This window comes from Ornithinibacillus massiliensis (assembly GCF_018310345.1).
Lineage (GTDB): Bacteria > Bacillota > Bacilli > Bacillales > Amphibacillaceae > Ornithinibacillus > Ornithinibacillus massiliensis.
On sequence record NZ_JAGXBY010000001.1, the window covers coordinates 105,302 to 118,498 of the forward strand.

A 13,197-nucleotide genomic window follows, 5' to 3' on the forward strand; every position below is an offset into this window, starting at 1 on the left:
AAATATTGCACATTACACACAAACACACAAAAGATATACACATAAATAAATAATCTTAATGAAGTGTCTCCACACAAGGCAAATCATTAACTTATGTCAATTCAAAGGTATTATAAATAAATTTAAGAACGAAGGAGGTATTTAGATGGCAGCTCGTCGTGGACGCGGTGGTAAGCGCCGTAAAGTGTGTTTCTTTACAGCGAACGGTATTACACACATCGATTACAAAGACGTTGATCTTCTAAAACGTTTCATTTCTGAACGTGGAAAAATTCTTCCTCGTCGTGTAACTGGAACTTCTGCAAAATATCAACGTAAACTTACAATTGCAATTAAACGCGCTCGTCAAATGGCTTTATTACCATATGTGGCAGAGTAACTTTTGGATTTTTGATTAAGAAGACATCCCAAAATGGGTGTCTTCTTTTTTTAGTGTGCCAGGCATGCACACATTCTCTAGGGTTGAAGTCCCGAATCACGAAGGCAGTAGTAGTGATTAGCTTAAGACAAGGGTGTCTAGGGTGACCTAGAATATGAATAAGGAATTTGAGAAAAGTATAGATGACCTGCGTGGAAAGGTTATAAACAAATTAAAATTAAACGAAACTATGGACAATATTATAATTTCAATCTATTTATATGAAACAGACTTAGATAAATTTGCTGATGTCTACAATTCGTTTTTAAGTGTTTATTGCGGATGAATTGAGCCGCTTATGCGTAGTTTTGAGCCACCGAATGCGGAACATTGAGCCACCATTTGCGGTGCGAGAGCCACTAATAGTACAACTAATCTTAAATTATAGAGTCAGAGCCATAGCGGAGCTACTTGCCATTGACTGTAACGCCCGTTTCTTTGCTTTTGCTGGAAGGGGGCGGGGCCCCCACCAGCGAATGCTTAGAATCGGCTTGTCCGTGTTATCATACTTTAGCAGGTGTGCCTCTTTGGCATTATTTGTGACAAACCTGCAATTGTTCCTCAAAACGGACAAAAGTTAAGTCAATGGTGGCGGACTACAGTACCTATGCTAATTATGGCAAAGCGTTGGCGATGGTTCTCCCTTCCGCAATTACTGGCTCAAACGTCCGCATACAGTGGCTCAAAACTTCGCACTTCTGGCTCAATCTGTCCGCAATACTCATTAAGAAACATATTATCTTTAATTAACTATCTATATACTGAAAAGCATTATAACAAAGCAAGAAATATGGTATCACTTTATTTTTCACTTTATATTGATGGAGAACCTAACCTAAGGAATAATTTTATGAAGAGCTTAAATGAATTCTTGGCATCACTAGACACCAATCTATATCTTCTTCTAAAATACTTTTAAAATCATAAACTACATTGAAGAACTAGAAAACGCTTTTGTTTTAGACCAAGATAATCATGCTGAATTTATTAATACCTATTACCAAAAGTTACAACCGAAAACTGGACCTAATACTCTTAAACATGCTATTTCCAAGTTAATTGCTGATTATGCAATAGAAAACACGGATCTTCATATTATTGCCAGTAGTGCAAATCGTACTAGAAAAGGTAGAAAGTATTTGCTTGAAGAAGTTTATGATAAAGATAAATTTATCCGTATATTGGTTCATTTCGATATTGCCGATGAAATTCTAAAAGAACGGGTAATTAATAGTAAACGTAATACCAATATATTTAGAAGTGCCTATTCAAATTTTGAGCAGGTGCTTATTCGGCAACAAGCTGAATCTTTACATGAAGATGTAGTTGACCCAGAAAAAGGGGAAGGAGACTATTTATTTGTAATTAAAGATGACAAAGAAGTTAATTCCGTTATTAAAGAAATTATTAACATTTCTAAAAGTAAATGATGACCTTTTGTATTTATAATAAAGTACTTATTGCGGGTGCTTTTTTAGATGAAGAGCATGGGGTTATAACAAGCAGATCTGGATAAAACAAACGAAGATGTCACATTCTAGTTATAAACTATATTGGAGTGAGCATCTTGAAAAAAGTGATTGTCTTCCTTACGTTCCTAATGATAATTGCTACTAATTACTACTTAGTTAATGCTAAATCTCAAGAGCAAAAGGAAATTAAACCTTATGCTGAAGACTGGTATGTTACACCAGAAGATATTATTTGGGATATTATTTTTCCAGTTATTGATAAAAGGGTAATAAAAGAGTATGGAGGGAAAGATAATTCCGGTTTTGGGTGGGGGAAACAAAGGATTGTCGATATCGTTTATAACAACAACCATTCTTATGATATTTCTATAAGGATTCAAGTACCTGACAATAACCCTCTTAAATATATAGAAGACTTGGTTAAAGTAAGGGTATCTCCACCTTGTGATAGCCCAAAGATTAATTGTAAACATAGTTTTAGTGTAGAAGTGCTAGAGTACAAACATTTAACACAAGAATAAATAGAAAAGGTGTTGCCATAATTGGTAGCACCTTATTATATAAATAGCTATTCAACAGTCTGATTTTAGAATATATTTTCGGAATATTATGCTATTATTTGTTTATAGTAATTTTACACCAATGATTCGGTTAGTTGAAGAAGAGTATAATGTATGGAAATTTATTATTTGGAAGGTGAAAATAATACGCAAAAGGAATGATTAAAAGTGAAAATTTCAAGAAATCCAGATACAATACATCAACCAGTGGCTTCTTACTAGTACACTACTTTAACAGTGGGCAATGATATTTTTTATCAGAGCAAGTTACTTTAAACTTTTGCAACTTAAAAGACGTGCTGTTTTTTGCACGCCTTTCTGTAACCGCACTAATGAAAATTACTTTTCCAATTGCCATTTTAACATATTATTTTCTGAGCCAATTCGCTTCATCTGTAACTTTTCTAGCACTCTTATTGAAGGGGCGTTATCAACAAGACATTCAGCAACTATCTTCGTTACGTTTTTATTTGAAAAAGCCCACTCTACAAGTTTTTGAACAGCTTCCGTTGCATAGCCTTTCCCTTGTGCGGAAGGTACAATTCCATATCCAATTTCAACGGTGTTTGCTGAGTTAGGTTTTCCCTTAAAACCAATATCACCAATAATGTTGTTATTTTCTTGATCTATCACAAACCATACACCCCAACCCAATAGAGTAGGATCTTCTCTTAGTTCTCCTAAGTACATATTTATATGTTGACCCATTTCATATTCTTTTGACGTGCTTAACATGGATATTGACACTTTGGTACAAGGAATTAATTTTAGTCTTTCTGTTAGTAATTCCATCATTTATCCCCTTTTGAGTTTTCCAAAGTGGTAATGGACAACCAATATGTATTACTCATTTGTATAGTATGACAAGTAGGAATCATTTATTTGAGCATTTATTTAAGACATCATTCTCTTCGGATAAACCTTAATAATGGTAAACAACAGCACGAGAGTCCAAACTAAAGATAACAATAAATACGTATCTTCAATTGGGTAAATTAGGGCCACTACCGTATAAAGTATAAACGGGATTGTTGTCGTATACGCAATCATCTTCCATAAAATTTGTAGCTTTAGCTTACGGTGCATAAGCCTCGCAACCCATGTAAAGAGATAGCCAAGGAAGGTAATAAATAGAAATACCATAATCGTTAACGGCAAATAGTAAAAAATAAAGAAGTAAATGAGTTTAAAAATGACATTCATATCAGAGCCTATCCCGGTAGATCTAGTTAGCTGATCAATTAAAGAAGGAATAGAAACAATGAACAGCAAAATAAACATATAAAAAACCGTTATATCCATCGGAATTCGGTTTAATTGAAAGACAACCTGTTTTGCTGGGAGCTTGATACTTAATAGAAATGTTTTCCATAAAAGCATTATTTTCAATCCTTTAAATATGGTTTCCTTTATATTATAATGGAAGTTGTCATATAAAGCTTGAACAATTACCGAATTTTCTTCTTCTACTTCACCAATGCCCTCATTATAGAAGCAATCGCTCAAAGATACTCAGTTCTATTACCAGTTACACAATTAAACATGTTATCATATTATAATAAACTTTTTTTAAAGCATGAGGTGCATATTGGATGAATAAATCAAGACAATTAAGAGATGGAGCACTACTCACAGCGATATATATCGTATTATTATTAGTATCTATTTTTATTCCGGTATTATCAGTAATTACGATGCTATTACTAGCTGTTCCATTTATTATTTTTGCCGCTAAATATGATTGGAAGCCTTCCTTGATTATGCTAGGGGTTGCGACCATATTATCGATACTGTTTGCTTCTATTATGGTGTTACCTATACCAATCGTTGTGGGAATAGGTGGTGTCATGATAGGAACCGCGATTCATCGTGAATTAACCCCATATGAAACATGGGCAAGGGGAACGATTGGATTTGCTGTAGGTCTGCTCTTGACCTTTGTGTTTTTGCTTTCCGTACTAAATATAAATGTAATAGAGGAATTTTCTCAACAAGCAGATGAGGTATTAGAATTAAGTAAAGATATGGCTAATCAGCTTGGAATGGAAGCAGACGCAGAGTTTACTGTCATGGAGCAGCAGTTGAATTTGTATAAACAACTTGTACCTGTATTTGTTGTGCTTGCTTCTCTTTTACTGGCACTATTAAATCAGTGGGTTAGCTATAAAATCCTAAATCGATTGGAAAAACAGCGACTACGCTTTCCAAAGTTCAGAAATCTGCGCTTTCCAACAGCAATACTTTGGATTTACTTGTTAGCAATGATTTTGATATTATTCCAAGGTGAGCAAGATGGAACATTGGTTGTTGCCTTACAAAATGTCATGATGCTTACTGGATTGTTCATGGCGATACAAGGATTTTCCTTTATTTTCTTTATTTCCCATCATAAAAACATATCGATTGCCATCCCAATTGTGCTGGTGGTTGTAACGTTGATATTTGCACCATTACTTTTTCCGTTGGTACGAATCTTGGGTATAATTGATTTAGGGTTTGGACTAAGAGACCGTATGGTAAAATAGAAGTGAATTATTATACTAGCGCTCATTAATAGGAGCTGAATGTTCAATGTCAGATAAGTTGAAACGACCAACGTTAAGCAAGCATTTATGGCTGATATATGCTGTATCTGTCATCTTACTTGGAGTCATATGGTATTATGAATGGATACTCGGGATTATCATGACCGTGCTTTTAATGGTGTCGTTTTATTATACGATTCAACGAGAGAGAAAACTGTCCGATGAAGCGGAGCAATATATCGCGACGTTATCCTATCGTGTTAAAAAGGTAGGAGAAGAAGCGCTATTAGAGATGCCGATTGGGATTATCTTATTTAGTGAAGATTATACCGTGGAATGGACGAACCAATATATGAATCAGTTTACCGAAGAGGATACGATTGTTGGTCAGTCTTTAAATGTTATTTCAGAGGAACTTATTCCGATGATAAAAGAGAATAATGATGAAGTTCGTATTCGCTTAGAGGATTTTGAGTTTCAAGGGATAATCCGTAGGGAAGAGCGATTAATTTATTTATTTGATCGTACGGAACAAGCAGAACTGGAAACCTTATACCAAAATGAACAAACGGTATTATTTATTATTTTTCTTGATAACTATGACGAAATTACCCAGAACATGGATGATACGATAAAGAGCCAACTAAACTCGGAAGTAACAGCCTTTTTAAATCAATGGTCACAGGATAATGGCTTATATTTAAAGAGAACGTCACAAGACCGTTTCTTAGCTGTTGGAACGAAGGAAATATTACAAGAGCTAGAGAAAACGAAATTCGATATATTAGATGAAATGCATGAATTTAACAATGAATTAGATATTCCGATCACCCTAAGTATTGGTGTTGGTGTAGGAAATGCACCATTACCGGAGCTAGGGAAGCTTGCCCAGTCTAGCTTGGATCTTGCGCTAGGACGTGGGGGAGATCAGGTGGCCATAAAGGACGATTCTGGAAAAGTTCGCTTCTATGGTGGGAAAACCAATCCAATGGAAAAACGAACGCGTGTAAGGGCAAGGGTAATTTCCCATGCACTACGAGATCTCGTCAAAGCAAGTGACCGTGTCATAATTATGGGGCATCAAGCTCCTGATATGGATTCGATTGGTTCTGCGATAGGAATATTGAATATTGCCCAAACCAATCAAGTAGATGGGTATATTGTATTTGATCCGGATGATGTAACGACAGGGGTCAATCGTTTAGTCGAGGCAATTAAATCAGAGCCGAATTTATGGCAGCATTTTGTGAGCCCAGAAACGGCAGAGGACCTTATTACGAGTAGGAGCTTAATTGTTGTAGTCGACACCCATAAGCCTTCTATGGTAGTAAGTAAGCGACTATTAGGTAAGTCAGAATACAAAGTAGTCATTGATCATCACCGTCGTGCAGAGGAATTTATAGATAATCCTACATTGGTATATATGGAGCCATATGCTTCATCAACTGCTGAATTAGTGACGGAATTACTGGAGTATCAGCCAAAGGGCGAGAAGCTTAAGATGCTGGAGGCAACGGCATTACTGGCTGGTATCATTGTAGATACGAAAAGCTTTACATTACGAACTGGCTCTAGAACATTTGATGCAGCCTCTTATTTACGAGCGAAAGGGGCAGACACCGTTCTGGTGCAACAGTTCTTAAAGGAAGACTTGGATTTATATGTGAAACGGAGTAAACTAATTGAACGAACGGAGATTTATCGTAACACTATTGCGATTACAAAAGGAGCACCCGGTGAAATCTACGGGGCGGTACTAATTGCACAGACAGCAGATACATTGCTGACTATGACAGGCATTTCTGCTTCATTTGTTATTGCAGAGCGTAGTGATGGTAGGGTTGGAATCAGTGCCCGGTCATTAGGGGAAATCAATGTTCAAATCATTATGGAGCAAATGAATGGTGGAGGTCACTTAACAAATGCGGCCACCCAATTAGAGGATATGACAATTGAAGCTGCAGAAGCACTTTTAAAAGCTATATTAGATGAGTATTACGAGGGGAGAGAAATAGAATGAGAGTAATATTTTTACAAGATGTGAAAGGTAAAGGTAAAAAAGGCGAAATTAAAAATGTTTCAGATGGCTATGCTAGAAACTTTTTATTAAAAAATAAATTAGCAGAAGAAGCTACTCCTGGGAATTTAAAGGCTTTGGAAGCTCAAAAGCGAAAATCTAAGCAGTTAGAACAAGAAGAGAAGAATGAAGCGGAGAAATTAAAAACGAAGCTTGAAAGTCTAGAAGTTAAATTGAACGCTAAATCTGGTGATGGTGGAAGATTATTTGGTTCCATTACAAGTAAACAAATTGCCGATAGTTTAAATAAAGACCATGGGATTAAAATTGATAAACGGAAGATCGAGCTGGATCAACCAATTCGTGCTTTAGGATATACCAATGTCCCGGTTAAACTTCATCCGGAAGTTATGGGGACGGTTAAAGTACATGTTGTGGAACAGTAAGTTGCCGATGCTTACGGTTAAAGGAGGAATAAATCATGAGTGAGTGGAACGATCGAACTCCGCCACATAATATAGAGGCGGAACAAGCTGTCCTTGGAGCCATCTTTCTTGAACCAGAGGCATTTTCAACAGCGTCTGAGCTACTTTTGCCAGGCGATTTCTACCGAGCAAGTCACCAGCGCATATTTGAAACGATGCTTAAGCTATCGGATAGAGGAGAACCAATTGACTTAGTAACGGTTACGACGTCATTAGCAGATAGTAAGCAAATCGAAGAAGCTGGTGGTGTTTCCTATTTAACGCAGTTAGCAGAAAGTGTACCGACTGCAGCAAACATTGAATACTATGCTAAAATCGTGGAAGAAAAAGCAGTTCTTCGTCGTCTCATTCGAACGGCAACGGATATTGTCACTACAACATTCGCCCGGGAAGACGAGGTAGAGGATGTTTTAAACGAAGCGGAAAAAAGTATTCTCGAGGTTTCTGGTCGTAAGAATACGGGTAGCTTCAAGGAAATCAAGGATGTATTAATTGAAGTATACGATAAGATTGAAATGCTTCATCGTAATAAAGCAGACGTCACTGGTATCCCAACAGGCTACCGTGACTTAGATAAAATGACATCTGGATTCCAGCGCAATGACTTAATTATTGTGGCAGCCCGACCATCTGTAGGTAAAACGGCATTCGCCTTAAATATTGCGCAAAATGTTGCCGTAAATACGGATGAAAATGTTGCGATATTTAGTTTGGAGATGGGTGCCGACCAGCTTGTACAACGTATTCTCTGTGCAGAAGGAAATATCGATGCCCAGCGTCTACGTAATGGTACACTCGAGCCAGATGATTGGACCAAGCTTACGATGGCAATGGGAAGCTTATCGAATGCGGGAATCTTCATTGACGATACACCAGGTATCCGTGTAAGTGAAATTCGTTCGAAATGCCGTCGCTTAAAGCAAGAGCATGGCTTAGGAATGATTTTAATCGATTACCTTCAGTTAATCCAAGGTAGTGGTAAGCCTGGGGAAAACCGTCAACAAGAGGTATCGGAAATCTCTCGTTCCTTAAAAGGATTAGCTCGTGAATTAAATGTTCCATTAATCGCACTATCACAGCTATCTCGTGGTGTAGAACAACGTCAGGACAAGCGCCCGATGATGTCTGACCTCAGGGAATCTGGAAGTATTGAGCAGGATGCGGATATCGTAGGCTTCCTATACCGTGATGATTATTATGATAAAGAATCGGAGAAACAGAACATTATAGAAATTATTCTGGCTAAACAACGTAACGGTCCAGTTGGAACAGTAGAATTAGCCTTTGTAAAAGAATACAATAAGTTCGTGGATTTGGATCATCGCTATCAAGCTAGTGATATCCCACCAGAACCTATTCATGCTTAACAGCCTTGAGAGAGGCTGTTTTTTCGTGGCTATAAAAATAACGTTCGTGTTCTGTTTTCCCCATCCCCCCTTGCTTATTTTTACTAGTACGATAAATAAAGCGGATATTCCACCACGATAGAGTTAAACTAACCATAATAACTCGTATCTCACCAACATGATAATAATATTACAAATTGCCGAACGATATATGGATAAATCAAATTATTATTCGTGTTTACATTGACTATTAGCTGAAACATTGGTACACTTACCAATGGAATTAAACCAAATACATATAATGTATAAAATGATGGAGGTGCGCTATGTCCTCAGTAGTAGTAGTTGGAACCCAATGGGGTGACGAAGGTAAAGGAAAAATTACAGACTATTTATCACAAAACGCAGAAGTGGTTGCTCGTTATCAAGGTGGTAATAATGCTGGTCATACGATTAAGTTTGATGGAGTTACGTATAAGCTTCACTTAATACCATCTGGAATTTTCTTTAAAGAAAAGATTTGTGTATTAGGTAACGGTATGGTCATCGATCCAAAAGCGTTTGTTGAAGAAATTGCTTATTTACATGAGAGAAATGTTTCAACCGATAATTTACGAATTTCAAATCGTGCCCATGTTATTTTACCGTATCATTTGAAATTAGATATATTGCAAGAAGAAGAAAAAGGTATCCATAAAATTGGTACAACGAAAAAAGGAATTGGACCAGCTTATATGGATAAAGCAGCAAGATCAGGAATTCGTATTGCGGATTTACTTGATAAAGAGGTGTTCCGTGAGAAGCTGGAGCAGAACTTAAAAGAAAAGAATCGTTTATTTGAAAAGGTATATGAAGTAGAGCCATTAAATGTGGAAGATATAGTAGAAGAGTATTATGAATATGGACAACAAATGGCGAAGTATGTTTGTGATACTTCCGTTGTGTTAAATGATGCGCTTGATGAAGGCCGTCGCGTTCTATTCGAAGGTGCACAAGGGGTTATGCTGGATATTGACCAAGGGACTTATCCATTTGTAACATCCTCTAACCCAATTGCTGGTGGGGTAACGATTGGTTCTGGCGTTGGCCCGACGAAGATTAAGCATGTCGTTGGTGTCTCTAAAGCCTATACAACGCGTGTAGGAGATGGACCATTCCCGACGGAACTACATGATGAAATTGGTAATCAAATTCGCGAGGTTGGTCGCGAATATGGTACGACAACAGGAAGACCACGCCGTGTTGGCTGGTTTGATAGTGTCGTCGTTCGCCATGCAAGAAGAGTAAGCGGAATTACCGATTTATCATTAAACTCCATCGATGTATTAACTGGAATTGAAACATTGAAGATTTGCGTCGCGTATAAATATAAAGGGGAGATCATGGAAGAATTCCCTGCAAGCCTTAAGGTACTAGCAGAATGTGAACCAGTTTATGAGGAAATGCCTGGTTGGACAGAGGATATTACGAATGTGAAGAGCCTGCATGAACTACCAGCGAATGCACGTCACTATTTAGAAAGAATATCACAATTAACACAAATCCCATTATCCATCTTTTCAGTAGGACCGGACAGAACACAGACAAATCTGGTTCGCAGTGTATATGGAAACTAAGCAGAAGGAGAGCAGAGATGCTCTTTTTTTGTTGGCGTAAATGGTCGATTTTCTATAATAGACGAACCGCAGACGATCGTATTGTTCCCTCAAAAGTCGTGTTACACGAATGTAAACAAAATGTATAAAAATGGAAGAAATACCCCATTTTTCAACAAAAATCGGATAAAAATACAGTGATTTTAGAAAATTTTGTTGCTTATTATACAATTAGTTTACAAAAAGGCGGATGATGTTCCTTACCCTATAGGATTATGGTAGATTAGTAGAGGGTAGACATAGGTCTTTTAATCTATAAAAAAATAACCATTTATATATATATTACATATAGTAATAGGGGGAAAGCATGTGTTCTCGAGAAAAAGAAAGCAAGCTAAGCAGAAAAATAGTCTGCTTAAGAAAGCCATCATTAGTACGGGGCTGGTAACAGTCTTAGCGACAGGAGTCGTCTTTGCGGAGGAGACAGATACGGTAGACAAGGTGCATCACGTTTATATTAATGGCGAATATATCGGCCAGGTAAGCGATGAACAAATTGTTAAACAAGTCATCGATGCCAAGCTTCAAGTAGAGGAAGGAAAATATCAGGATATTGATCTAAGCATAGGAGAAGACGTTAAATTAGTCTCCGAATTAGTGTTTAATCCAACCTATAACAACGACTCAATAAAGGAATATCTAGAAAATCATCTTTCTGTTCAAGCTCAAGCGGTTGAGCTAACCATTGGTGATAAAGTAGTAGGATATTTTGAAAATGAGCAAGACGCCCAAAAGGTAATAGAAGATTATAAACTAAAGTATACGGATAAAGATACATTAGATTTACTAGAAGCTGCTAAATCAGCGTCGAGTGATACACCAAAAGAACTAGTAGACCTAGAGGTTGGTGAATCTACTATTGTAGACGTTACATTATCGGAAGATGTTTCATATTCTACTAAAAAAGTGAATCCAAAAGAGGTTTTAACAGTAGCAGACGGTCTGGCTTTACTGGAAAAAGGCACCCTTAAAGAAGAGACACATGCAGTTCAAGAAGGAGAAGTGCTAGGGGAAATTGCCTCTCAATACGATTTAACGATAGAAACTTTGTTAAAGTTAAACCCATCACTTAAAGAAGATTCGCTTCTTCAAATCGGGCAAGAACTTCATGTAACAGAGTTAAAGCCTTTTGTTGATGTAATCGTGACAAAGGAAGAGAAGAAAAAGGAAGATGTTTCGTTTGAAACCGAAGTCGTTGAATCGGACGAGTTGTATAAAGGCGAAGAAGAAGTACAGCAAGAAGGCTCTGATGGTGAGAAAGTCGTTCATTATGCGATCGAAATTCGTAATGGCAAAGTAACATCTACTGATGTAGTAGATGAAGAAATGGTGAAAGAGCCGGTTAATAAAGTCATTGTCAAAGGAACTAAAGTAATCCCATCCAGAGGGACCGGCGACCTATCCTGGCCAACGGTTGGCGGATACATTTCCAGCCATATGGGAAATCGTTGGGGATCTTACCATAAGGGAATTGACATTGCACGGCCATCGAATCGTTCTATATTAGCTGCTGACAATGGAACAATTGTATCTGCCGGCTATCAAGGTGGATTTGGTAATAAGATTGAAATTAACCATAATAATGGTATGAAAACAATTTATGCACATCTTTCATCTATTGATGTAGAGGTCGGACAAACCGTTGAAAAAGGCCAACAAATCGGTGTCATGGGATCAACAGGAAATTCAACCGGTGTTCACTTACACTTTGAAGTGTATAAAGATGGCAAATTAGAAAACCCTGTAGACTATTTGAAATAGCATTAGAAAACGCTGACTCATCATGATGTAATGAGTCAGCGTTTTTAGTGATAGCTTTTTCTTCATATATTTGTTGCATGAGGGAAAGCTTAGACCAAGTTACCGTCTTTCATAAAGCTGTTACAACCTACATCGGTCTTTAGAAACAAGACATTTAACTTAAAGTACGTTAAAATAAAGGAATACCAACCTAATAAACAACTAACTTTGAATATATATTAATGAATAAAGAAGAAAAGGATGTGTTAATATGGCACAGAAAATTTTAGTAGTAGATGATGAACAACCAATTGCAGATATATTGAAATTCAATTTAGAAAAAGAAGGCTATGAAGTAGTCGTGGCAAATGATGGTGACGAAGCAATTAAATTGGCTGAAGCAGAAAATCCAGATTTAATCTTATTAGATATTATGCTACCGAATAAAGATGGTAATGAGGTATGCCGTGAAATCCGTAAAACGAAAACGACACCTATTATTATGCTAACAGCTAAGGATTCTGAAATTGATAAGGTATTGGGTCTGGAGTTAGGTGCAGATGACTATGTTACCAAGCCATTCAGTAATCGAGAATTAATTGCCCGGGTAAAAGCCAATCTTCGCAGACAACAGCAAGTACCTGAAGATGATACAAGAGAAAATAAAGACATTACAATTGGATCCCTTACGATTCGCCCGGATGCCTATACGGTGTCACGTGATGGAAAAGAAATCGAACTAACCCACCGCGAATTTGAACTATTACATTATTTAGCTCGCCATATCGGGCAAGTTATGACCCGAGAACATTTACTTGAAACGGTATGGGGCTATGACTACTTTGGTGATGTTCGTACGGTCGACGTAACCGTAAGAAGACTAAGAGAAAAAATTGAGGAGAATCCAAGTAACCCAGCGTGGATTGTGACACGACGTGGTGTTGGATATTATTTACGTAATCCTGATCAGGAGTAGGTT

Annotated in this window: 12 protein-coding genes; 10 read left to right on the top strand and 2 right to left on the bottom strand. The window is 37.3% G+C overall.

Features of this window, described 5'->3' with window-relative positions; genetic code table 11:
* Window positions 1-145 precede the first annotated feature (145 nt).
* The 3 genes from rpsR to KGF86_RS00565 all read left to right on the top strand — a co-directional run bounded on the left by rpsR (window position 146) and on the right by KGF86_RS00565 (window position 2,411).
* Complete coding sequence (gene rpsR / locus KGF86_RS00555) at window positions 146-379, top strand: 30S ribosomal protein S18 (RefSeq protein ID WP_047980138.1); 234 nt, start codon at window positions 146-148, stop codon at window positions 377-379.
* Window positions 380-1,557: 1,178 nt separating this feature from the next.
* A complete protein-coding gene (locus KGF86_RS19620) occupies window positions 1,558-1,848 on the top strand; it encodes a hypothetical protein (RefSeq protein ID WP_425516463.1) in 291 nt (96 codons plus the stop codon).
* Window positions 1,849-1,994: 146 nt separating this feature from the next.
* Complete coding sequence (locus KGF86_RS00565) at window positions 1,995-2,411, top strand: hypothetical protein (RefSeq protein ID WP_343221416.1); 417 nt, start codon at window positions 1,995-1,997, stop codon at window positions 2,409-2,411.
* Window positions 2,412-2,789: 378 nt separating this feature from the next.
* Here KGF86_RS00565 and KGF86_RS00570 read toward each other — a convergent pair whose 3' ends face one another.
* Together KGF86_RS00570 and KGF86_RS00575 are read right to left on the bottom strand one after the other, a co-directional pair.
* On the bottom strand, window positions 2,790-3,242 hold the full coding sequence (locus tag KGF86_RS00570; protein ID WP_211740811.1) for a GNAT family N-acetyltransferase: 453 nt from the start codon (window positions 3,240-3,242) through the stop codon (window positions 2,790-2,792).
* A gap of 102 nt (window positions 3,243-3,344) precedes the next feature.
* Window positions 3,345-3,956 carry a DUF1189 domain-containing protein gene (locus KGF86_RS00575; RefSeq protein ID WP_246521243.1) on the bottom strand — a complete coding sequence of 204 codons (612 nt, stop codon included), beginning with the start codon at window positions 3,954-3,956 and terminating at the stop codon, window positions 3,345-3,347.
* 86 nt (window positions 3,957-4,042) lie between these two features.
* Between KGF86_RS00575 and KGF86_RS00580 the strand changes: the two genes are divergently transcribed.
* From KGF86_RS00580 to yycF, 7 genes are all read left to right on the top strand, one after another.
* Entirely contained in the window at window positions 4,043-4,975 is a 933-nt protein-coding gene (locus KGF86_RS00580) for a YybS family protein (protein WP_211740812.1), read from the top strand.
* A gap of 46 nt (window positions 4,976-5,021) precedes the next feature.
* A complete protein-coding gene (locus KGF86_RS00585; RefSeq protein WP_211740813.1) occupies window positions 5,022-6,995 on the top strand; it encodes a DHH family phosphoesterase in 1,974 nt (657 codons plus the stop codon).
* On the top strand, window positions 6,992-7,438 hold the full coding sequence (gene rplI, locus KGF86_RS00590) for a 50S ribosomal protein L9 (protein ID WP_186871202.1): 447 nt from the start codon (window positions 6,992-6,994) through the stop codon (window positions 7,436-7,438). Before KGF86_RS00585 ends, rplI begins: the two co-directional genes overlap by 4 nt.
* 35 nt (window positions 7,439-7,473) lie before the next feature.
* Entirely contained in the window at window positions 7,474-8,844 is a 1,371-nt protein-coding gene (dnaB, locus tag KGF86_RS00595) for a replicative DNA helicase (protein WP_211740814.1), read from the top strand.
* Window positions 8,845-9,149: 305 nt separating this feature from the next.
* Entirely contained in the window at window positions 9,150-10,439 is a 1,290-nt protein-coding gene (locus KGF86_RS00600) for an adenylosuccinate synthase (RefSeq protein WP_186871200.1), read from the top strand.
* A gap of 348 nt (window positions 10,440-10,787) precedes the next feature.
* Entirely contained in the window at window positions 10,788-12,239 is a 1,452-nt protein-coding gene (locus KGF86_RS00605) for a peptidoglycan DD-metalloendopeptidase family protein (RefSeq protein WP_211740815.1), read from the top strand.
* Window positions 12,240-12,489: 250 nt separating this feature from the next.
* A complete protein-coding gene (gene yycF, locus KGF86_RS00610) occupies window positions 12,490-13,194 on the top strand; it encodes a response regulator YycF (RefSeq protein WP_186871198.1) in 705 nt (234 codons plus the stop codon).
* The last annotated feature ends 3 nt before the right edge of the window (window positions 13,195-13,197 follow it).